We start from the raw sequence: 20,988 nt of genomic DNA on the forward strand, positions 1-20,988 counted from the left end.
GGCCCTGCCGCACTGCTTTCACCAATCACCAAACGGTCCGGTGTCAAACGAAACCGTGCAAACACATCGGTGAACAAAATCCCCGGCCCGGCCAACTGTTCCACCAAACCAACCACACTGATCGCGTTTAGCAACTCTGCAACCAGAGGCATTTGCTGCACTTTGACGTCTTTCATCTCCAGCACGCCATCATATTCGCCCTTTGCAGCACGCGGCACCATCGACAGGGTCATCGCCCCTTTGCTGGCCGACTTCACCACGCCCATGCGCTGGGCAATCTGTCCGCCATTGTTGGAGGTCACCCGCAATTGTGTGCCATGCTGATGTGGCGCCAAAGTGCCATACACCAAAGGACCACCTTTGAAGTTCCCGCTAAAACTGCCATTCAAGCCGCCTTTAAAGCCAAGCTCTGCTTTCACCGGCCCCAGCCGGATGTTGTCCGTAACAACCACCTCGTCCACATTGGCGCTGATTGGCCCAATACCCGCTGCACCACCGCGACCGCCGCTCTTGCTGCTGTCCGGCATATGCCGCATATCCAAGCGGCCGTTGGTCATCACAACCGCCGGAGGCGCTTTTCCACGTCCGACCAATCGCCCGGTCCCCCTCAACCAATTGCCAACTGCAAAGCTGTCCATTTGTGCCACACCAAGCCCGCCGCCAGCAGCGATTGAGATCCGACCCTTGGCCCGCAGACCTGGCGCCTCAAACACAATTCGATCGATGTTTGGCGACTTGCCCAAGGACATGTCCACCTCAAGATTGCCGGACGTTTTTGCGCCTTTTCGCCACCCCAACGGCGGTGAGGACATACGCACGCCTGTCAAATCAGACCGCAAGCGCAATTTGGGCGCTTCATCACGCACAATGTCCATCTCATAGGTCGCTTGCCCCACCTCGGAAACAGTGCCCTTGGGCAATCCAACCTCAAATTCATCCAACGCCGCCGCACTCAACTCGGCCGTCCCTGTGAGCCAACTCCGCCCAGCATTTTCCTTGCCGCCAAACATGTGCCACTTCGCCGTGACCGGAATGCCCTCCACAAACCCATCTCCCCAAACCTCGACCCTTTCTGGCGTGGCCGTGACCTGCAAGTCGCCGCGCATCTCTTTGCCCGGCAAAAAATGGGTGCTGCGCACCTCGCTCAGATCCCCCCAAACATCATAGACCACCTCTTCAATGGGCAGTTTATCCTTGAGCACCAGTTCCACAATGCCAGCCAGATTTGCCTGACCGGAGGCAAAATCCACCGGCAGCTTGGCTTTGGTGAACAGCTCAAGCGGTTTGCGATCCAGAAGCGACAATACCGCCTCGACCGGTCCCTGCGCTTGAGCGTGTACCACAGCAGGCGACTTTTTCACCCGCGTGTCCAGGATCACCATATTGGTGCCCGCCACATCAATGCGGCCACCTTGATCCGCTTCAACGTAACCCGCCTCAGCCGTGATGTGCAGCTTGTGATCTTTCAACACCCCAAATCCGATCCCATCTCGGACGGGGGGCATGGTCTTTACCGGCTTGATGTCCACATCTCGGAATTGGAAATTCACGTATACATCTGGCAGCTCCGCACCTTTTGATCGCACCGCCAGATCAATATCATGCAGCGTGGCTTTATAGATGTTCTGATCTATCCATTTGCGCAACTTGTGTTTGAAACTTCTGGGCCACAGCGCCAACACGCTTTCCGGCACCACCTCGTCCATATGCCCGTTTAACGCATAGGCCCAGTTTTCACCCTCGGTTACCAGACTGCCATCCAACACAATCTGATTGCCGTTCTGGCGCACCACCAATTGCCCCAGGTCCAGTTCAAACGGATCAAGTTTCAACCGGAAATCCGCAAACGACCGTTCCAACGCGACCGGATCGTCGTCCAAATTAGGTGGATTGGCGCGAAATTCGTTCAACGTCAGCTGAACCAAAAACTCTTCCGGTAACCCTTGAGACAAAGGTCCAATGAACGCTTCTCCATGAGCGTTGACTCGCACCATATCACTGCTGAGGGACAGCTCATCAAACCGGATAGCTCCCCGATTTGGATCATAGGTCAAATAGCTGCGCATGCTTTCAAAGGGCACCGGGCGCACTGTTCCATCTGGCTGCAACACACCGTCCGCAATCTGCAATGTGGCATTCACATTGCCAAGGTTGCCGTCATTGTCGATGCTGGCCCTCAGCGCTCCGGATATAGGCGCGCGCAAAATCTGTAGCCAACTTAAGGCTGCAGATTGTGAGGCAATGTCTTCGCTCGGCAGATCTTCAAAATTCACCCCAAATTCCGTGGACCGAGAGCCAAACCGCGTGATCAGAGTTGCCTCAATTGTACTGGCATAGCTGCGCCCACCCAGCAACGTCATCTGCGACGCCAGTTCCACCAACTCATCCGTGCGCCGCAACGTGATATGGCCGCCATCCACGGTCCAGGCCTGCCGCGCGCGGCGGTCCTCAAAACGGATGGTCACATCTTCAATCTGAAACAGGTCCAAATAGGCCAGAAGTGGTGCCCGCAAATAACCTTCGATCTGATCCCCAAAGGTGGTGATATCCGTGTCGGTCTGAAACGCGCCACCACCCTGACCAATCGAAATTTGCACCTGACCGTCTTCCTGACGTAGCACCAATAGGGTCACACCAGACACCTGCACATCGCGCAACGCAATTTGGCGATCTAGCAGCGGCGCAAAAGCCAAACGCGCCCGCGCCGATTCCAACTGCACTGGCGTACCACCGTCCTGTGGCGACACCTGTACACCTTGCAACTCGATGCTCGGATCCCAGTCATCTTCCACCACAAGCGCCATGCGCTCAATGGACACGTCAACACCATCAAGTTGCTGATTAACTGCACGCTCCACCCGATCATGCAGCCAATCCGGCGCTTCAAGCGGCTTACCGCTGAGCACAAAACCCGCCGCCGCCAGAAGCGCTACAGGCACAACCAAACTGAACAACGCAATCACGCCAAACCGACGCGCACGACGCGGGCGGCGTGAGGAAGGGGCCTCTGTGATCTCCGCCTCCGAATGCACCGCCTTCTTGCTATCTATTGCAGATTCGGTGGTTTCGGATGTGTTGGCTGGACCCTCAGACGCGGAGTTATGATCGCCGTTCTCTGTCAGGGTTGATGCCTCTGTGTGTTCTGTTATTCCGGTGCTCGTGGACAAAACTATACCTGCAAGAGACGCCCGACCCAAGGCCGGATCACCGCTTTGGCAATATCAGGCGACATAGGAGCAAATTGATGATTGAGACCAACCAACCTGCCCCCGATTTTACATTGCCGTCCACCGCCGGTGACGACGTCACTCTGTCCGCTTTGCGCCCTGCGCCGGTGGCACTATTTTTCTACCCTCGTGACAACACGTCGGGCTGCACCAAAGAGGCCATCGCCTTCTCCCACCTTCAGCAAGAGTTCGCCGCCGCAGGCGTCAAAGTCTTTGGCATCTCCAAAGACAGCATGAAGAGCCATGGCAAGTTTGTCGAAAAGCAAAATCTGACCGTGCCACTGCTGTCTGATGAAAACGGTAAAGTGTGTGAGGATTACGGCGTCTGGGCCGAAAAAAAGATGTACGGCAAAACGTTCATGGGCATTGTGCGTTCCACGGTGTTGATTGATGCAAATGGCAACATCGCCCGCACATGGCCCAAAGTGAAAGTGGATGGCCACGCCGAAGTGGTTCTGGAGGCAGCAAAAGCACTCTCATGACCAAATCTCTTGCAGAAATGGCCGTTGAAGTGCTCACCACCGCAGATGGCCGCGCCAAAACCGCACTCTCCAAACAGCACGCCGACGCCTGGTTTTCCGCCCGCGAAGCTGGAAATCCATTGCCGATTGGCACCGCCAATCCACCTTTGCAACCGGCCCGCCCTGAAAAACCGGAACTGCTGAACCCACGCGACGTGCCCCGCCGCAAACCTGGTAGCCCGCAGGGCCGCATCGCCATGTTACACGCTGTGGCACATATTGAACTCAACGCCGTTGACTTGCATTGGGACATCATCGCCCGCTTCACCGACGTTGAAATGCCGCTTGGATTTTACGATGACTGGGTGAAATCCGCCGCCGAAGAATCAAATCATTTCAACCTGATATGCGACAGCCTTGAAGCCAAAGATAGTTTCTACGGCGCGCTCCCCGCTCATGCCGGGATGTGGCGCGCTGCGGAAGACACCATCGATGATCTGATGGGCCGCCTCGCCGTGGTGCCGATGGTTCTGGAGGCACGTGGATTGGATGTTACCCCCGGCATGATCCGCATCTTTGAGAATGCCAAAGATGAACAGACCCTCGAAGCATTGCGCATCATCTATGCCGAAGAAGTTGGGCACGTCGCTTACGGCTCCAAATGGTTCAACTTTCTCTGCGGCCGTCACGCACTTGACCCAAAATCCACCTTCCATGGTCTTGTCCAAAAATACTTCCACGGCGCCCTCAAACCGCCGTTTAACGAAGAGAAGCGGGCCGACGCTGGATTGCCACCTGATTTTTACTGGCCTCTGTCAGACGAAGAGCCCCCCGCCTACGCCCGTTAACAATCGGCAACAAACCGCCAATCTTCGCACAACACCTGCACCATACTGCCGAAACAAGTCAAAAACCTTGCCGGAGATGGCGCAGACCGCTAAACCCTTGCCTCAAGGCGCCCGAAAAAGGCGTTGGGGACAATGGGATGCGCCGGGGATGGCGCTCTCTGGGATGGGACTAAACAAGGAATACTTCCGTGAGAACACGACTCGCGATCCGTGTGCACGCGATCCTGGAACGCTTCTTTCCGGAACGCAGGCTCTTTCTTCGGTCGGACACAGACACCCGCTTCATTCGCCTGAAGCCAAGCACGCAACTCATTGCCTTTGTGGGATCTTCCGCAATTGTGGCTTGGGCGATCATCGCCACTGCGATCCTTTTGATGGACAGCATTGGCTCCGGCAATTTCCGCGAACAGGCCAAGCGCGATCAGCTGACTTATGAGCAACGCCTCAATGATCTGTCTTCAGAACGCGACACCCGCACCGAAGAAGCCCTGGCCGCGCAGGCCCGATTCAACTCTGCTCTGACTCAGATTTCCGACATGCAGTCCGAATTGCTCGCGTCCGAAATTCGCCGCAAAGAGCTCGAGACCGGCATCGAGGTCATCCAATCCACCCTGCGCCGCACCATGCAAGAGCGAGAAGCCGCCCGCGATGAAGTGGCGGCCCGCGATCAAGCACAGGCCGAAACCCAAACCGCCCTCATCGGCTCGTCACCGCTGGGCAACGACATGCTGGATGTGCTCTCAACTGCGCTCAACGAAACCGCCGCAGAACGCGACGAAGTTGTCGCCGACGCCCAACTGGCTTTGCGGGCCGCCGAAGAAATGGAGCGCGAGTTGCTCCTGATGGAAGAGAAAAACGACAAAATCTTCCGCCAGCTCGAAGACGCCATGACGGTATCTGTTGAGCCTCTGACGAAAATGTTCACCGCTGCAGGTTTGGACACCAAAAACCTGATGGACGAAGTTCGCCGCGGCTACCAAGGCCAAGGTGGCCCGATGATGCCGCTCAGCTTCTCCACAAAAGGCGTCGAAATTTCTGCGGAAACCCTGCGCGCCAACCGCCTGTTGGAACAGCTGGACCAGTTAAACGTCTACCGTATCGCCGCAGAAACCGTGCCGTTTGACAACCCAATCAAATCTGCGTTCCGCTACACCTCTGGCTACGGCATGCGCTGGGGCCGGATGCACAAGGGTACCGATTTTGCCGCCCGCTACGGCACACCGATCTACGCCACAGCAGACGGAGTTGTCACCCACGCCGGTTGGCTGTCCGGCTACGGGCGCCTCGTCAAAATCAAACATGACCACGGAATTGAGACCCGCTACGCCCACCAAGCGAAAATCCGCGTAAAAGTCGGCCAAAGAGTCTCGCGTGGCGACCATATTGGTGATATGGGCAATTCTGGACGCTCGACCGGCACGCACTTGCACTACGAAGTGCGCGTCAATGGTCGCGCAGTGAACCCGATGACATTTATCAAGGCTGGAAGAGATGTTTTCTAAGAGCAAGATCAACGACCCCGCACCGACAACAAACACTCCGGCCAAGCCAGCGGCCGCCGAAGCGTCTGCGATCCCGGCCGCACCGGCCAAGGCGAGCGAATTCAAAAGCGCGTCGGCCCCCAAAGCCAAGCCGCCAGCCTCGGTGCTGTCCACGGACCTGCACGTCACTGGCAACATGAAAACCACCGGTGACATTCAGGTTGAAGGCACCGTGGAAGGCGACATCCGCGCCCATCTGCTGACTGTTGGCGAAACCGCCACTATCAAAGGTGAGATCATTGCGGATGATGTGGTCATCAACGGCCGCATCGTGGGCCGCGTACGTGGTTTGAAAGTGCGTCTGACTTCCACCGCCCGCGTCGAAGGTGACATCATTCACAAAACCATCGCCATCGAGAGCGGCGCCCACTTCGAAGGCTCCGTACAACGTCAGGACGATCCACTGACCGTTGGCAAAGCGGCAGCCCCGCGCGCCGCAGCGCCTGCCGCTGCAGCACCGGCAGCAGCACCTGCGGCGGCCAAACCCGCCAAATAAGCGGCATAAGCGCCACAGAGACACTCAACCGCTGCGCACCTGCGCGGCGGTTTTTCTTTGCGCAACTACATGAAATCACGCGCAAACTTGTGTCTCATCCACCTTACAGCTCCTCAGAGTTCACAGATCACTCTGCGCCAATTCCCGTTTTTCTCCCCTAGGCAGAGCCAATTTCGCTTTCTAGGCTCCCGAAAGGTATATTTGGGAGTGATAAAATGTTTCAGAAACTCGGCGCGGAATTCATCGGCACCTTCTGGTTGGTGCTTGGCGGTTGTGGCAGCGCAGTCTTGGCCGCAGGCGTGGCAGACGTCGGCATCGGCTGGCTTGGTGTCAGCTTGGCGTTTGGCCTTACAGTTATGACCATGGCCTATGCTGTAGGCCACATCTCCGGTGGACACTTCAATCCAGCGGTTAGCCTCGGCCTGATGATTGGAGGTCGTTTTGAGGCCAAAGACCTGATCCCTTATTGGGTTGCACAGGTGGCTGGCGCCATTGCCGCCGCTGTTGTGCTCTACCTCATTGTCTCCGGCGCTCCGGAGTTTGCTGGCCCCGGTGGATTTGCATCCAACGGATACGGCGCTGCATCGCCGCAAGGCTATTCCATGATGTCCGCTTTGATCATTGAGGTTGTGCTTACCGCCGCTTTCTTGTTCATCATCCTTGGCTCCACATCGTCTGGCGCACCCGCGGGCTTTGCCCCGATCGCGATTGGCCTGGGTCTGACCCTGATCCACTTGATCTCCATCCCGGTCACAAACACCTCGGTGAATCCAGCCCGCTCCACCGGCGTGGCGCTTTTTGCCGATGGCCCGGCCCTGTCTCAACTCTGGCTGTTCTGGGTCGCCCCTTTGCTTGGCGGCGCAATTGGTGGCATTCTATGGAAGATCATCGGATCCGAAGAGTAATTCGTTAATACATCGCGAGGGCAACTTGCCCTCGCTCCCCGTGTCAGTGGCAAGGAAACGATGACAACAGAGGACCGTATCAACAAGAAAGTCTCACAATGAAATCTTTGTCTTTGTCACTTTTTGCAACACTTCTTGCGGCCACGCCTGTTTTCGCCGAGGACCTCCAGTTTCTACTGGTCAACGAGTCCAGCGCAGCTGTAACCGCTTTCCACGTCAGCACCTCTTCTTCCGAAAACTGGGAAGAAAACCTTATCGACGGCGGCTATCTCGACTCCGGCTATGAAATCAATGTTCGGATTGCGGACGGCCAAACCACCTGCGTCTACGATGTCCTTGCCGAGTTTGCCGATGGTGCAACGTTGGAAGACTACAATCTCGACCTCTGCGAAATGGGCAATTACACCTTCTCAGACTGACCTTCTGGGGCCTGCCTCACAACACGTTGTAGTGGTCCAGGGCAGGCTCAAACACTTTTGGCCCCTGCAACGAAAATTTCTCAAACTCTTCGGTGGCCTTCTGAATTCGGTCACATCGAAACGTCCGTGGCGCATCTCGCAAATGGTCCCATGCCAGCACGTACCACACCGGCGAACACAGCAGCAGGTAATGGGGCGCAATGGTCCGCCTTGATTTGGTCCCGTCCTCACGCACGTAGTCAATCTCAACCAGCTTCTGATTGAGAAACGCCTGATGCAAGGTCTGTACCACCCGCGGCTTGGGTTTCCCCATCGAGGTCTGCACTGGCAACGACGCCTGCTCCGCAATTAGAATCCGCTTCTTGATCCCTTCGACCGCCCGGCGCTTTTCTTTGGAAAACGACCCAATTAGTTGCCTCCGGATGGACCCCATCTGCGCCAGAAACATCGGTGAATTCATCTGTTCTGCCACTGCCAGGCTGATCAGAAGGTCCACGCTTTCCGCATAAGACAGGTTGAGCCGCCCCACCCCCCAATTCACGTCCATGCGCACTCCGCCACCACGACCGCGCTCCGCCTCAATTGGCAGGCCTTGCTCTCGCATGATCTCTAGGTCCCGCGCAATGGTGCGCCGGCTTACCCCATGCGTCTGGGCCAAATCCTCCACGGTGCAGGGCTCTTCGCCCTTAAGCTGGGCCGCGATTTGATCGAGCCGCATCATTCGGGTTTGTGCATTCGCACGAGAACGTTTTTGTGTCATGCAACAAATAGGACATAAAACGGCGCATTATTCAATATCCCATGCCTGTCACTTATACAGGAGACTGACATGACCCCAATCACCGTACTGGCCCCAATCAAACTTGCGCCAAACAAAACTGAGGCCGACCTACTCGCGGCTTCCGCCAAGTTCCAAACTGATTTTGTCGCCAACGAGCCGGGCGTGCTGCGCCGTGAACTGGTGCGGGCTCAGGATGGCACCTATCTGGACATCGTTCAATTCCGCAGCGAAGCCGACATGGCCGACGTCATCGAAAAGGAAATGCAATCGCCAGTTTGTGCCGACTTCTTCTCAGTGATGGACCTTACCGACTTTGACCCGGACGCCCCGATGGACACCTATGTGTCACTAGAAACCCACGCGGCATAAGTCAGTTGAACACAAGTGCTTTCACAGGAAGCAAGATTGCCATGGCACGGATCACCACCGCATTGGTCACGCCAAGCCCGTCAATTGCCTTATACATAAAGGCGTGAAGGCCGGTGAGCCCGTTTTCCTCAATGAACCCAGTGTGGTCTGTGAAGCCCACGCCGGTACAGCGGCTTCCCGGAGGCACACCCTCCACTTTCTCAGGGAAGATTGGCTCCATAATGGCCAGTAATGTGCCTGGCCGCACGCGGTCCTGAATATCAATCAAATTGTCGCCGGGCCGAAACTGTCCGGCGGCAATCGTGTCTTGCACCTGCACCACCCGCATTGGGATTACCGTCAAGGGTTTTGCCGGGCAAGTCATCTCGATCAGCATGCCTTCTTTCACAATGCCCGCAGAGATCTGGCGAAACCCAGCCATAAACCGCCGTGGCCCTGGCATATCCGCCACCAAAATGCCCGCCGGCCGCAGGATTGGATTGATGATGTCGCCGGGTTTCAATTGAAACTGGGTCACCGTCCCGCCTACTCCAGCGTAGACCGTGGACAGGGCGATCTCCGTCTCAGCTTGCGCCAAGGCCGCCTCCGCACTGTCACGCTGTGCTGGCAGAGTGTCACTCACCCGCAGGGTTGCTGCCTGCACCGCCGCAATTGCCGCATTGCGCTGCCCTTCAGCTACATCCACGGCATTTGCCAGCTGCTCCAGCTCCTGCTCAGTCACCACGGTGCTGTTGCGCTCCGCAATGCTTTGCCGCCGCTGCAGATCGTCACGCGCTTGCACAAGTTGCGCCTCGGTCGCATCCAACTGCGCCTGCGCCCCGGAAATCTCCGCCGCCCCCAACAACAGCGCCGCATCAACCTCAACCATCTGCCGCCGTGCTGTCTCCGCCGCCGCTTCTTGGCGTGACGTGTCCAGCCGGAACAGCGGGTCCCCTTCTTCCACACGCGCATTGTTGTCCACATAAACCTCAGCAACACGCCCTCCGTCCTCTGACAGAATAGTGACTGTGCGAAAGAACGAGGTGATCTTGTCTGATGTAGGGTGGAAATAGAAAATCAACGTGATCAAGGTCACGGCCAACAACGCACAGGAGGTGATGCCCCAGCGCAGCTCATACCAGATGTTGAAAAACGTGATCTCGTGACCAATACGCTTACCCTGCGCATAGCGACGATACAGGATATCCGGCACCAAGGTGACAAGGCAGCTGAGCATCAGTTCAAGCATTGTTTTGTGCCCCCTCTGATGTCTCGCCGTCTTCACCATCAGAAACCTCCACAACAGGTTCCGGTACCGGCTCGGTTTTCTCCTCTGGCCTATCAAACGCGTTGGTTATGGTGGCAAAATGTTTGGGGAACAGCTCATGGAACGGGATGGCCGCAAGCAATATGCCCGCGATCCAGAAGGCATTGTTCATGGTGAACAACGAGATCACGCCCAACAGGCCCACCAACTGCATTTGTATCTTGTGACTGCCCGACGCCATCCGGTCTGGAATGGTCTGTACCGTAAAATACAGGGTGCCCACACCCAATAAAGCGGCAACAAGGAAAATCCCGATCACCAACATCAACACATCAGTGGATCCAGGTTGTGTCACAAAAAATGGTAGCTCGGCGTCCATGGCGCGCTCCCGCTAAAGCTATTGAAATCCAATAGCTTCAACCGTAACGCGGAAAGTCGTTTTTAATCAACGGTTCTCACAAAACAGCGGCATGCCTTACTTTCCGAGCATCCATTGCCCGTCGGGCCAAAACGCGTGAAAAGCGAAGGCAAACATCACATCATGTGGCACATCTTTGCCTGCAGCATCTTTCACCCGAATGCTGCCCACATCTTTGCTTTTGCCAATATTGACCTCGTCCAACGCCGAAGCCTGCCCCTCTTGCCAAGAGATTGTGACCCCTGCTTCACGCACAGCGCCCTCTTTTGCCAGCCGGGTCAACGGCCAAGCCCGCTCCCCGACACGCACCACCCGCACCAGCGGCGGCACCCCATGTGGCGGGTTCTCTCCGCTGTACAAAAACGGTCGGGCAGAGCTGTCATAGCCAACATAGGGATTGCGCCCGTAGTCCCGGTTAAACGGCGGCACCGCCATCACCAACCCGTCCGGGTGGCGGGCCTTGAACTGCCCCCAACTCTCCATCCACGTCGGCAGGGCCTTAAGTTTCACACCGGTCATCTCGCCGACAATTCCGGTGCCAATTGCCTGCTGCCACCAGCTTTGTGTTTCGCGGTCATACATCACCATATCACTGTTGCGCAGCTTGCCGGACACGCCAAAGCTCAAGACTTGCCCATCCACAAACCGATCAAAGGTGATCGCCGAATTGCACAGCGGGCAAAACGTCACCGCAATCGGTGTGGTGCCCACAGTGTCGTTCACAATCTCATGCCAGGTCAGGTAACGTATCGGATAAGCCCGCGGCAGTTCACCTTCCATTTCCACTGTCACCACCGGCTCGCGATCCCCAATCCGGCTCTCGTCCCCAACGCGAATAAATTGCGGATCACTTAGCGCCGGAATCCCGTCCTTGGGCGGCCCACCACTCAAAATCTCAACCCAGTTTTCCACACTGTGCTTGGAAAAATCCGTCTCCGGCCACTCATGTTTCCAGAAACTTGGATCGGCTGCCGCACCACTCGCCAAAACCGCAACTGCAGCGGCAACCACCCAGCGTTTCAATTGCCTCGTACGCATACCAAAACCTCCCGCGCTTCCTTTAGGCTGCCCCGAAATCCCCCTCCATTCCAGCCCTCACACGCAGAAGTGACAGCCCTTTACCAATCCTCAATCCCTCTGCCGCATAGCTAGGTCCGCAGCATTTGCCTCAAAAAAGGAAAATTAAAGTTGTTAGAAGAACAACCCTCTGCCGCTGACCTGGATCTCATCGCCGAGTTTGAACCGCGCTTTGAGATGTTAGACGCCAACAGCCTTGTGGCGCTTGCTGAAAACGCACCACTGGGCGACGGCGGTGTGCACGCCTCCAATCTGCTCGCCCAAGCACTTGAGAAAGACCCGCACCACCACGCGGCGCATCTCTTGAAAGAGCAATTGCATCAAATGTTTGTGCCGCGCTGGCACTTCCCTATGCTGGCCGACACGGTGCGCAATCAGGCCTACGCCAAAGCCATCGCCGCCAAGGTTCAACCGGGCGACATCGTGCTCGACATCGGCTGTGGTGCTGGTCTCACCGCCATGCTCGCCGCCCGCGCCGGTGCCAAACATGTCTACGCCATCGAAGGCCAGCCGCTGATTGCCGCAGCTGCCAAACAGGTGATCGCTGACAACAACCTCAGCGACAAGATCACCGTGCTGTCCAAGTGGTCCCACGAGTTGATCATCGGCGAAGACCTACCGAACCGTGCCGATGTGGTTGTTTCTGAAATTGTCGACAGCAACCTCTTGGGCGAAGGCGCGTTGGCCACGTTGACCCACGCGATGGAACACCTCGCCAAACCCAACGCCCGCGCGGTGCCAGAAAGCGGCACCCTCAAAGCCCAGCTGGTGGAAAGCGCCGGCCTGCGCAATCAATACCGCCCACTGGAAGCCGAAGGCTTTGATCTCAGCGCGTTTCACAAATTTGCCAATGTGGCGCAGGTCACCCCCAACGATTCCGCGGCCTGCGGCTTGCGGCCACTCGGCCCAACCAACGACCTGTTCCACTTTGACTTCACCTGTCCTGACATGTCGCACGGCAAAACCACCGTGCCACTGTTCTGCACCGCCGTGGGCACCGCCCACGCAGTTGTTGTCAGCTTTGATATGGTACTTGCGCCGGGCATTTCCGTGTCTAACGACCTGAACACCGACGGCCATTGGGGACGCTTCTCCTACCTGCTGGAGCAAGCCACCCCTGTCAGCATTGGCTCGCAGGTCACGATCACGGCCCAGCACGATGCGACCAAGCTTAGCGTGTCGATCCATGACACGGCTCAAGTAGAACGTCCCATTATCTGGCAACGCGGCGTGACCACACGCACGCCAACTGCTCACGAGACCACGCAACCCAACGCAACTTGGTATGTGCCAGACGCACAAGACGGACCCGTCTCCGACCGACCTGTCCACTAAGCCCTAACATCCCGCACCGAACCCAAAGCCCACCGCAAGCACTGCAGTGGGCTTCTTTTTTGGTGGCCAACACAGCCCCAAAACCACCCTCCCAAAAGCATCTTTGAGTTTTTCCAGAGCTGAACTACGCTTGATGCAAGTGCCACACTCATTTCGAGGCGCACCAATCAATTTTGGAGGTACGGCGTGAAACGCACATTACTTTCGGCACTATATTTTGCAATTTCATCCGCGCTGCCCGTATTTGCAGACCCGCTAATCCGCGACGGCGAATATCGGTTTCTTGAGGCGCAATTCGCAGATCAATGGAACGCTCAGGACCAAGTCATTGATCAAAAACTGGCCGATATCAAAGCCGCAAACGGCGGCCAGCCGCCCAATATTCTCTACATTCTGATCGACGATGTCAGCTTTGGCCAGATGGGCAATCGGGCGATGAACTATGTGACCGGCATCGACACAACCCACATCAACGAATTTGCCAACGAAGGCATGTCCTTGATGCGCATGTACACCGAACCCTCTTGTACCCCGACCCGCACCGCCTTTCTCACCGGCCGCCATCCTATCCGTGCGGGCGTGGAGGAGGTGAAAGTCGCCTTGGTTGGTGAAGGGCTCGCCTCCGGCGAAGTAACACTCCCGGAGATCCTGAAAAAAGTGGGCTACAACACGGCGCATGTCGGCAAATGGCATCAGGGCGACATCGAACAATCGTTCCCCCACAATCAGGGATTTGATTGGGCGGCCTTTCCTGTGCATCAACAAGTGCAACTCAGTCTGATGACGCGTGAGGCCATGCAGGCCAACAACATGCTTGGCTTTCACCGGTCCGGCCAATCCAACACATTCGAAATGGACAAGCGGTTCCGCCCTTTTGGTCTTGTGACAGGCCTTGAGGCTGAGGCCGGCAAGTTGGCGCGCGAAGTAGATTTGAAACCAGGCGAAGAATGGACCCAAGCTCATTACGAACGCATGAATGAGCGGTATCAGGCTCAAACGCTGGAGCAGCTGGATCGTCTGGCAAGTGAGGACACCCCCTTCTTTCTTCAGTACTGGCCTCTCTATCCTCTGAATTTTGTCTACCCGGATCAGTCGGTCTCCCGAAATGGCGGCTTCATGGCCGACAAACTCCAAGTTCTCGACAGCTATATCGGGGAGATAATGGCCAAGGTGGATGATCTTGGTATTGCCGAAAACACAATTGTTGTGCTGATGGCTGACAACGGATTGATGTACCACTACGAAGGCACATCAGGCCTGAGCCAACTGATCTATCGTGGCGGTAAAACCCAGCATCTTGAAGGCGGTGTGCGCACCGACGCGTTTGTCCGCTGGCCCGCCGCGATCGAGCCCGGCTCCGCCGCGGGTGACATCGTGCACGTCAGCGACCTGTTCACAACCTTTGCCCGTGTGGCTGGTGCCATCGATCACATTCCAACTGATCGTGTTATCGACGGAGTTGATCAAACTGCGTTGCTTTTGGAAGGCGAAGGCAACTCTCGCCGGGATTATGTCTATGTGTACGAGGGTCCGGTGCTACGCTCTGTAGTGAAGCAAGAATTCAAGATGCATCTGCCTGCCCCCGGTCAGCCTGGAGCCGCCGCCCCCGTGTTTAACGTCTTACGCGACCCGCGCGAAGAAAATGCATTGGTGGGGTATTCACTTTGGTCCGGCGCGAGCTTTCAGGACATGGTCAAGCGACACGCTCTCACCATCCAGAAACATCCGCATCTGCCCCTTGGCAAAGGGATGCCTTACGAGGGGATTGAAAACTTACGTCCGGAAAGCATCGAAACGCGAAAGGTCTTTGACAGCTGGCACTGACCCGAAAATGCAAAAAAAGGCTCCCGAGAAACCCTCGGGAGCCTTTTCTGTACGACGTGTGAGTTCACTCGGTCACAGTGACCTTTTTCATCATATCCGGCTGGCCGATCACGGCGCCGTTTGGGCCTTTGCCACGTTTGATCGTGTCAACAAGCTCCATACCTTCGGTCACTTCACCAACCACCGTATATTGACCGTTCAAGTGAGGTGCAGGGGCAAACATGATGAAGAACTGCGCATTGGCAGTGTCTACGCTATAGCCTTTACGGGCCATACCGATCACACCACGTGCAAAGTTCTTGTCTGAAAACTCTTGCTTCAAATCAGGGTAGCTGGAGTTACCAGTGCCCGCCTTGCCCATATCGCCGCCAGCCTTGCCATGCATCACGTCGCCGGTTTGGGCCATAAAGCCTTCGATCACGCGGTGGAACACCACGCCATCGTAGGCCCCTTCGTTGGCCAAAGTGGTGATACGCTCAACGTGGCCAGGCGCGACGTCTTCAAACAGGTCGATGGTGATTGTGCCGTTGGCCTCACCTTCGACCTCAATCTGAATGCCGGTGGCCAGCGCAGGGCTGGCCATCACGGCAAAAGCGGCCGCGAGTTTAAGCATCGACATCGGAAGCCACCTTGACACTGATCATGCGATCCGGGTTCGCAGGCGGCTCACCTTTCACAATTGCGTCCACGTGCTCCATGCCGGAGGTCACGCGGCCATAAACAGTGTATTGACCGTTCAGGAAGTGGTTGTCTTTGAAGTTGATGAAGAACTGGCTGTTTGCAGAATCCGGCATCTGGCTGCGCGCCGCGCCCAATGTGCCACGATCGTGGGGCAACTTGGAGAACTCGGCTTTCAGGTCCGGCAACTCAGAGCCACCGGTGCCTGCGCTGCGCAGGTTGAAATCTTTTTCCATGTTGCCGTTGGCGACGTCACCAGTTTGCGCCATGAAACCGTCAATCACACGGTGGAAACACACGTTGTCGTACTGACCAGAGCGCGCCAGCTCTTTCATGCGCTCAGCGTGACCTGGTGCCACGTCCGGCAGCAGTTCAATGACAACCGTACCACCGGTCAGTTCCATCAGGATTGTGTTCTCAGGATCTTTGATCTCAGCCATGTCGGCGCTCCTCAATGTAAATTCTTGCCCCGTAGTTAAACATCCCATCGACGAATGCCAAGAGAGCGTTGACCCTATGTCCCAGTGCGCTAGGAATGCGGCAACGGATTTTCTTTGGAGATTGAGACCATGGCGTGGAAGACCCTCGATGAAATGCAGCTGAGCGGCAAACGTGTACTGACCCGCGTGGACATCAACGTACCGGTTGCCGATGGCCAAGTCACCGACAGCACCCGCATTGACCGCATTGTCCCTACCGTGAAGGACGTCCTCGCCGCCGGTGGCAAACCAATCCTTCTGGCGCACTTTGGCCGCCCCAAAGGCGAGCGTGTGCCAGAGATGTCTTTGCAACAACTGGTCCCCGCCCTGGAAGCGGCCTTTGGCACCAAAGTTATGTTTGCCGCTGATTGTGTTGGTCCGGCCGCCGAGGCCGCCGTGAACGCTTTGCCCGACGGTGACGTCCTTCTGCTGGAAAACACCCGCTACCACGCTGGCGAAACCAAAAACGACGCCGATCTGACCGCCGCTATGGCCAAACTCGGCGACATCTTCTGCAATGACGCCTTCTCCGCCGCCCACCGTGCCCACAGCTCCACCTGTGGTCTTGCCCACGCCCTGCCCGCCTGTGCTGGTCGTTTGATGCAAGCCGAACTTTCCGCTCTAGAAGCCGCATTGGCTGATCCGGTCCGGCCGGTAACCGCCGTTGTTGGCGGCGCCAAAGTCTCCACCAAGCTTGAACTTCTCGGCAATCTGGTTGCCAAAGTTGACAACATCGTGATTGGCGGCGGCATGGCCAACACCTTCCTTGCAGCGCAAGGCATCGACGTTGGCAAATCGCTGGCCGAGCACGACATGACCAACACCGCAACCGAAATCCTGACCAAAGCCCGCGCCGCAGGCTGCACCATTGTGCTGCCCACCGATGTGGTTGTGGCCCGCGAGTTTGCCGCCAATGCCGCCAACGAAACTGTGGCCGCGGACGCCTGCCCGGCTGACGCTATGATCCTGGATGCTGGCCCCGCCACAGTTGCCGCAGTTGCCGATGTCTTTGAAAACTCCAAAACCCTGATCTGGAACGGTCCGATGGGCGCGTTTGAGATCGCACCGTTCAACGCGGCCACCGACGCCGCAGCCCTGCAAGCCGCCGCCCTGACCAAAGCGGGCAAACTGGTTTCTGTCGCAGGTGGTGGCGACACTGTTGCCGCCCTGAACGCTTCAGGCGCAGCTGCCGACTTTAGCTACATCTCCACCGCCGGCGGCGCGTTTCTGGAATGGATGGAAGGCAAAGAATTGCCCGGCGTTGCCGCGTTGAGCCAATAGCATCCCCTTTTGCGCAATCCGCGCAAACCAAAGGGGCAAATTTAATCCGCCCCTCAAATTAATGAGCGGTAGCGCCACCATAATTGCACCCGATGGCCAGCTCCTCTATGAGCGAGGTCAACGGGTGTTTAACCCATTATTCACAACCACTTTTTGACTGGGGGCAGATATGTCAAACCAAGCTCAAGCAGAGAAAATCTCCAACGGCCAAGGCTTCATTGCCGCATTGGACCAATCCGGCGGCTCCACCCCCAAGGCGCTTGGCCTCTACGGTGTTGAAGCAGATGCCTACAGCAACGACGATGAGATGTTTGACCTGATCCATGGCATGCGCTCTCGCATTGCGCAGGCCCCGGCCTTCACCGGCGACAAAGTGGTGGGCGCAATCCTGTTTGAAATGACCATGGATCGCGACATCGACGGCACCCCAACCCCAACCTACATGTGGGAGCAGCGCGGTGTTGTGCCCTTCCTGAAAGTCGACAAGGGTCTCGAAGCAGAAGCCAATGGCGTTCAGATGATGAAGCCGATGCCGGAACTCGACACGCTCTGTGAACGCGCTGCGGCCAAAGGTGTGTTTGGCACCAAAATGCGCTCCGTGATCTCCGGCGCCAACGCAGACGGCATTCGCGCCATCGTGGCGCAGCAGTTTATGGTTGGCGAGCAGATCATCCGCCACGGCCTGATGCCCATCATCGAGCCCGAAGTGACCATCTCCATCGCCGACAAAGCAGAGGCCGAAGACATCCTTCTGGCCGAGCTGTCCGCCGCACTGGATATCCTGCCAGAAGACCAGCAAGTCATGTTGAAACTGACCCTGCCCAACAATGCCAATCAGTACAAAACCTTGGTTGACCACCCACGCGTGATGAAAGTTGTGGCGCTGTCTGGCGGTTACTCCCGCGAAGTGGCCAATGCCAAACTCACCGAAAACACCGGCATGATCGCCAGCTTTTCCCGCGCCCTGACCGAAGGCCTGTCCGCGCAGCAAAGCGACGAAGAGTTTGCCGCCACCATCGCAAACAGCATCGACGGCATCTACCAGGCGTCCATCGCAGGCTAAGGCCGAGCGATAATAGCACAAGGGAAGGCGCTCCAATTGGGGCGCCTTTTTACTAAGTAAAGAGTGCAAGGCCCCTTGCCCCCACACAGAGCGCGAGCAATCGATTTGCGCTTCCAACCACTCAACCTAAAGACTAAACTTATACGCCAATGCCCTAAGGCTCCACGCCAATTCAAGCGCCCCATGATCAATCGAAGCAACTTGCTATACTACATCACCGCCGGATGGTTCTTTTTGACCGTAGCGGTCGGCGGATACTATTTGATGGGTAGCACAAGTCCAACCACGGATGTGACAGCTCTGACCGATCCCAACTTGCGCAGCATCCGGGTCGAGCTCATGTCTCCAGGCGAAACTCTTATCAGTGGCGTAAACGGGAAAGCAGTGCTGATCTGGCGGCGCAATCTGCCACAAATGGCAACCGCGCTAACCCAGATGGATCCCAGTTTCGAGTACGATGAGGTATTGGCGAGCTTGAAAGATGGATCACTGGAAGCGGACATGGACCCCGAGCAATTCACGTATCTCGAATGGCTTGTGATCAGTCCTGTGGACATCGGTGGCATCGGTTGCGTCACCTTGCCCGGCGCAGGAGATTTTGGCGGCTTCTTTGATCCCTGTCGCGGCTCACACTTTGATCTTTGGGGGCGCGTTAAAAAGGGGCCAAGCAAGCACGACTTACAAGTTGTGCCCGCTCGGTTTGACCACAATCATCTATATGTCTTCATCGATCTGACCGATATTCAGAGGTTCAGATAACTTCAAAATCCGACGTCAAAAACTCGCCATACACTCCTGCGCTCTTTCGATCGCGTTTTTGGGTGTTTTGAGCTTCACCGTGATAGCCCGAGGTGAGCCTTGGAACGCCACAAATTCGCGGGCTTTCTCAAGATCAGTCACAAATGCCGGGTTGTCAAAAACGATGTATCCGCCTTTGAAACCACCGGCCAACGATTGGGACACTGTGGACGCGCTGCCGGTATAGAGATTGCCATTTAACACAATAGCGATGGCGCTCTCACCTTTAGGCGGCTCAACATCTTTCACAAAGGCGCCCAGATATCCAGCGTCCTGCGCCTTCGTCAATCCAGCTTGAACAACGCTATTTTCACTGCGCCACTCAATGAAACAGGAGTGCCGAGAGTTGTTTTTAAAGACCGTCCAGTACTTTGAACTCAGATATGTCTCAACACTGTCGTCCGTGGTTGGCAGGACGTTTTCATCCGATGCGGAAACCGTGGAAGCTGCAAACATCGCAATTGCTACGGTCATTCCGGAAAACAGAGACTGAACGGGTTTTAAGTTGGTCATTGGCAGTATTCCTTCCTCAAATGTGTTTCAAACCGATCTCACGACCGGTCCCAAATTGGCAAATTTCTTGTTAGGGTAGAGGATAACCCCTGCTTGGTCTACCGCGTAGAAAGCGCCCGTTGCAGCCCGCGCCCTTTGAGATTTTCAAACACGACAATCGGCGTCTCAGAGTTACAAACTCTGTTCAAAACAGAAAACCGCACCGACCGTTGCGTTCACAAACACTCCGTTTTGCGCGCCAAAAATATGCACCTCCGCAAAACAGTCGCGATACAGACAAGTTACCGACGTCAAAAATCGCCTTTTTTGGCCGGATTAAGGCCCTACCCCAACCGATCAATGATGGCGTCCACATCCATCCCGCGCACGGCTCCGGGAAACACCCCACGATCCCCTGCAACCCGCGAACCTACATAGCCCTCAGCCACCGCAGACGGCGCGGTTGTCATCAGGCTGGCTGCTGTCAGAAGTACCGCCAGGCTCTCCACAAACCACCGGGCTTCTGCCTCCGTCGGAAGCCCCGGCCAACGCGCCAAATGCGCCCTCAGCGCCGCGTCATAACGCGCATCTGATCCGACCATGGACGACAACACGTTCATCAACGCTTCCCCAGCCTCTGGCTCCTTCACCAGCGCGCGCAATACATCCAGACAGATCACATTGCCTGAGCCTTCCCAAATGCCATTGAGCGGCGCCTCCCGATAAAGCATCGGCATCGGTGTCTCCTCGACGTAACCCATGCCGCCCAGCATCTCCATCGCCTCAGCAATCACGCCAATACAGCGTTTGTTGTTGAGGTATTTGGCCAGCGCCACGCCAATCCGCGCCAGCGCCCGGCTCTCTGCATCATCTTGATCAAACGCGCTGGCCAGGAACATGCCCACCGACAGGGCCGCCTCTGTGTCCACCGCCAGATCAGCCAGCACAGCGCGCATCAAAGGCTGGTCAATCAGCCGCTTTTGAAACGCTGAGCGCGACGACACCCACCAGTGTGCTTCCTGCAACGCAGCCCGCATCAGCCCTGCCGGCGCCAGAACAGTGTCCAGCCGAGTGTGGTGCACCATTTCAATGATGGTGCGCACCCCGGCGCCCTCTTCGCCCACGCGATACGCCAGCGCGTTGTGATATTCGATCTCGGAACTGGCATTGGCATTATTGCCCAATTTGTCCTTAAGGCGTTGAATTTGAATACCATTGCGCTCCCCTTCCAACCAACGCGGCACAAGGAA

21 protein-coding genes are annotated in these 20,988 nt (G+C 56.6%); 12 read left to right on the plus strand and 9 right to left on the minus strand.

Features of this window, described 5'->3' with window-relative positions:
- On the minus strand, positions 1-3,167 hold a 3,167-nt coding region (locus tag QZ517_RS14535), incomplete at its 3' end, for a DUF3971 domain-containing protein (protein ID WP_294228101.1).
- A 77-nt stretch (positions 3,168-3,244) separates the two neighbouring features.
- Between QZ517_RS14535 and QZ517_RS14540 the strand changes: the two genes are divergently transcribed.
- The 6 genes from QZ517_RS14540 (at position 3,245) to QZ517_RS14565 (ending at position 7,897) form a co-directional block, all read left to right on the plus strand.
- A complete protein-coding gene (locus tag QZ517_RS14540) occupies positions 3,245-3,709 on the plus strand; it encodes a peroxiredoxin (RefSeq protein ID WP_294228102.1) in 465 nt (154 codons plus the stop codon).
- On the plus strand, positions 3,706-4,536 hold the full coding sequence (locus QZ517_RS14545) for a ferritin-like domain-containing protein (protein ID WP_294228104.1): 831 nt from the start codon (positions 3,706-3,708) through the stop codon (positions 4,534-4,536). The genes QZ517_RS14540 and QZ517_RS14545 overlap by 4 nt, the downstream gene beginning before the upstream one ends.
- A gap of 188 nt (positions 4,537-4,724) precedes the next feature.
- The gene (locus QZ517_RS14550; RefSeq protein ID WP_294228106.1) at positions 4,725-6,038 is read left to right on the plus strand and encodes a M23 family metallopeptidase; all 1,314 of its coding nucleotides are present in this window, start codon (positions 4,725-4,727) and stop codon (positions 6,036-6,038) included.
- Complete coding sequence (locus QZ517_RS14555; RefSeq protein WP_294228108.1) at positions 6,028-6,573, plus strand: polymer-forming cytoskeletal protein; 546 nt, start codon at positions 6,028-6,030, stop codon at positions 6,571-6,573. Before QZ517_RS14550 ends, QZ517_RS14555 begins: the two co-directional genes overlap by 11 nt.
- A 215-nt stretch (positions 6,574-6,788) precedes the next feature.
- Positions 6,789-7,478 carry an aquaporin Z gene (aqpZ, locus tag QZ517_RS14560; protein WP_294228111.1) on the plus strand — a complete coding sequence of 230 codons (690 nt, stop codon included), beginning with the start codon at positions 6,789-6,791 and terminating at the stop codon, positions 7,476-7,478.
- Positions 7,479-7,576: 98 nt separating this feature from the next.
- Positions 7,577-7,897, plus strand: a complete 321-nt coding sequence (locus QZ517_RS14565; protein WP_294228112.1) for a hypothetical protein — start codon at positions 7,577-7,579, stop codon at positions 7,895-7,897.
- 16 nt (positions 7,898-7,913) lie between these two features.
- On the opposite strand, the gene QZ517_RS14570 is transcribed toward QZ517_RS14565, so the two are convergent.
- Entirely contained in the window at positions 7,914-8,618 is a 705-nt protein-coding gene (locus QZ517_RS14570; RefSeq protein ID WP_294228114.1) for a WYL domain-containing protein, read from the minus strand.
- Positions 8,619-8,726: 108 nt separating this feature from the next.
- Here QZ517_RS14570 and QZ517_RS14575 point away from each other — a divergent pair, with 108 nt between their 5' ends.
- A complete protein-coding gene (locus tag QZ517_RS14575) occupies positions 8,727-9,047 on the plus strand; it encodes a hypothetical protein (RefSeq protein ID WP_294228115.1) in 321 nt (106 codons plus the stop codon).
- 1 nt (position 9,048) lies between these two features.
- Here the strand turns inward: QZ517_RS14575 and QZ517_RS14580 are convergent, their stop codons facing one another.
- From QZ517_RS14580 to QZ517_RS14590, 3 genes are all read right to left on the minus strand, one after another.
- A complete protein-coding gene (locus tag QZ517_RS14580) occupies positions 9,049-10,275 on the minus strand; it encodes a biotin/lipoyl-binding protein (RefSeq protein WP_294228117.1) in 1,227 nt (408 codons plus the stop codon).
- The gene (locus QZ517_RS14585; RefSeq protein ID WP_294228119.1) at positions 10,268-10,672 is read right to left on the minus strand and encodes a hypothetical protein; all 405 of its coding nucleotides are present in this window, start codon (positions 10,670-10,672) and stop codon (positions 10,268-10,270) included. Before QZ517_RS14585 ends, QZ517_RS14580 begins: the two co-directional genes overlap by 8 nt.
- Positions 10,673-10,768: 96 nt before the next feature.
- The gene (locus tag QZ517_RS14590) at positions 10,769-11,749 is read right to left on the minus strand and encodes a DUF3179 domain-containing protein (protein ID WP_294228121.1); all 981 of its coding nucleotides are present in this window, start codon (positions 11,747-11,749) and stop codon (positions 10,769-10,771) included.
- Positions 11,750-11,965: 216 nt separating this feature from the next.
- On the opposite strand from QZ517_RS14590, the gene QZ517_RS14595 reads away from it, so the two are divergent.
- Both QZ517_RS14595 and QZ517_RS14600 read left to right on the plus strand, forming a co-directional pair.
- Positions 11,966-13,123 (plus strand): 50S ribosomal protein L11 methyltransferase, encoded by a 1,158-nt coding sequence (locus QZ517_RS14595; protein WP_294228141.1) that lies wholly within the window; start codon positions 11,966-11,968, stop codon positions 13,121-13,123.
- 186 nt (positions 13,124-13,309) lie between these two features.
- Entirely contained in the window at positions 13,310-14,947 is a 1,638-nt protein-coding gene (locus QZ517_RS14600) for a sulfatase-like hydrolase/transferase (protein ID WP_294228123.1), read from the plus strand.
- Positions 14,948-15,011: 64 nt separating this feature from the next.
- Here QZ517_RS14600 and QZ517_RS14605 read toward each other — a convergent pair whose 3' ends face one another.
- Positions 15,012-15,560, minus strand: coding sequence for a peptidylprolyl isomerase (locus tag QZ517_RS14605; RefSeq protein WP_294228144.1), 549 nt, complete (start codon positions 15,558-15,560; stop codon positions 15,012-15,014).
- Positions 15,553-16,065 (minus strand): peptidylprolyl isomerase, encoded by a 513-nt coding sequence (locus QZ517_RS14610; RefSeq protein WP_294228125.1) that lies wholly within the window; start codon positions 16,063-16,065, stop codon positions 15,553-15,555. Before QZ517_RS14610 ends, QZ517_RS14605 begins: the two co-directional genes overlap by 8 nt.
- A 129-nt stretch (positions 16,066-16,194) precedes the next feature.
- On the opposite strand from QZ517_RS14610, the gene QZ517_RS14615 reads away from it, so the two are divergent.
- The 3 genes from QZ517_RS14615 to QZ517_RS14625 all read left to right on the plus strand — a co-directional run bounded on the left by QZ517_RS14615 (position 16,195) and on the right by QZ517_RS14625 (position 19,207).
- On the plus strand, positions 16,195-17,385 hold the full coding sequence (locus tag QZ517_RS14615) for a phosphoglycerate kinase (protein ID WP_294228126.1): 1,191 nt from the start codon (positions 16,195-16,197) through the stop codon (positions 17,383-17,385).
- Positions 17,386-17,554: 169 nt separating this feature from the next.
- Complete coding sequence (locus tag QZ517_RS14620; protein ID WP_294228131.1) at positions 17,555-18,448, plus strand: fructose bisphosphate aldolase; 894 nt, start codon at positions 17,555-17,557, stop codon at positions 18,446-18,448.
- Between the two features lie 183 nt (positions 18,449-18,631).
- Complete coding sequence (locus QZ517_RS14625) at positions 18,632-19,207, plus strand: ubiquinol cytochrome C oxidoreductase (RefSeq protein WP_294228133.1); 576 nt, start codon at positions 18,632-18,634, stop codon at positions 19,205-19,207.
- Positions 19,208-19,222: 15 nt separating this feature from the next.
- On the opposite strand, the gene QZ517_RS14630 is transcribed toward QZ517_RS14625, so the two are convergent.
- On the minus strand, positions 19,223-19,759 hold the full coding sequence (locus QZ517_RS14630) for a hypothetical protein (RefSeq protein ID WP_294228136.1): 537 nt from the start codon (positions 19,757-19,759) through the stop codon (positions 19,223-19,225).
- A gap of 323 nt (positions 19,760-20,082) precedes the next feature.
- A partial coding sequence (locus tag QZ517_RS14635; RefSeq protein WP_294228139.1) for an acyl-CoA dehydrogenase family protein occupies positions 20,083-20,988 on the minus strand: 906 nt, incomplete at its 5' end.

It is taken from the genome of uncultured Shimia sp. (assembly GCF_913054185.1).
Taxonomy (GTDB): domain Bacteria; phylum Pseudomonadota; class Alphaproteobacteria; order Rhodobacterales; family Rhodobacteraceae; genus Shimia.

Excerpts from the sequence above, each read along its gene's own strand:
- QZ517_RS14540 (WP_294228102.1), top strand. The coding sequence starts at position 3,245 with ATGATTGAGACCAACCAACCTGCCCCCGATTTTACATTGCCGTCCACC.
- QZ517_RS14605 (WP_294228144.1), bottom strand. The coding sequence starts at position 15,560 with ATGCTTAAACTCGCGGCCGCTTTTGCCGTGATGGCCAGCCCTGCGCTG.
- QZ517_RS14595 (WP_294228141.1), top strand. The coding sequence starts at position 11,966 with ATGTTAGACGCCAACAGCCTTGTGGCGCTTGCTGAAAACGCACCACTG.
- QZ517_RS14555 (WP_294228108.1), top strand. The coding sequence starts at position 6,028 with ATGTTTTCTAAGAGCAAGATCAACGACCCCGCACCGACAACAAACACT.
- QZ517_RS14585 (WP_294228119.1), bottom strand. The coding sequence starts at position 10,672 with ATGGACGCCGAGCTACCATTTTTTGTGACACAACCTGGATCCACTGAT.
- aqpZ (WP_294228111.1), top strand. The coding sequence starts at position 6,789 with ATGTTTCAGAAACTCGGCGCGGAATTCATCGGCACCTTCTGGTTGGTG.
- QZ517_RS14620 (WP_294228131.1), top strand. The coding sequence starts at position 17,555 with ATGTCAAACCAAGCTCAAGCAGAGAAAATCTCCAACGGCCAAGGCTTC.
- QZ517_RS14570 (WP_294228114.1), bottom strand. The coding sequence starts at position 8,618 with ATGATGCGGCTCGATCAAATCGCGGCCCAGCTTAAGGGCGAAGAGCCC.
- QZ517_RS14590 (WP_294228121.1), bottom strand. The coding sequence starts at position 11,749 with ATGCGTACGAGGCAATTGAAACGCTGGGTGGTTGCCGCTGCAGTTGCG.
- QZ517_RS14565 (WP_294228112.1), top strand. The coding sequence starts at position 7,577 with ATGAAATCTTTGTCTTTGTCACTTTTTGCAACACTTCTTGCGGCCACG.
- QZ517_RS14575 (WP_294228115.1), top strand. The coding sequence starts at position 8,727 with ATGACCCCAATCACCGTACTGGCCCCAATCAAACTTGCGCCAAACAAA.
- QZ517_RS14630 (WP_294228136.1), bottom strand. The coding sequence starts at position 19,759 with ATGACCAACTTAAAACCCGTTCAGTCTCTGTTTTCCGGAATGACCGTA.
- QZ517_RS14545 (WP_294228104.1), top strand. The coding sequence starts at position 3,706 with ATGACCAAATCTCTTGCAGAAATGGCCGTTGAAGTGCTCACCACCGCA.
- QZ517_RS14580 (WP_294228117.1), bottom strand. The coding sequence starts at position 10,275 with ATGCTTGAACTGATGCTCAGCTGCCTTGTCACCTTGGTGCCGGATATC.
- QZ517_RS14610 (WP_294228125.1), bottom strand. The coding sequence starts at position 16,065 with ATGGCTGAGATCAAAGATCCTGAGAACACAATCCTGATGGAACTGACC.
- QZ517_RS14625 (WP_294228133.1), top strand. The coding sequence starts at position 18,632 with ATGATCAATCGAAGCAACTTGCTATACTACATCACCGCCGGATGGTTC.
- QZ517_RS14615 (WP_294228126.1), top strand. The coding sequence starts at position 16,195 with ATGGCGTGGAAGACCCTCGATGAAATGCAGCTGAGCGGCAAACGTGTA.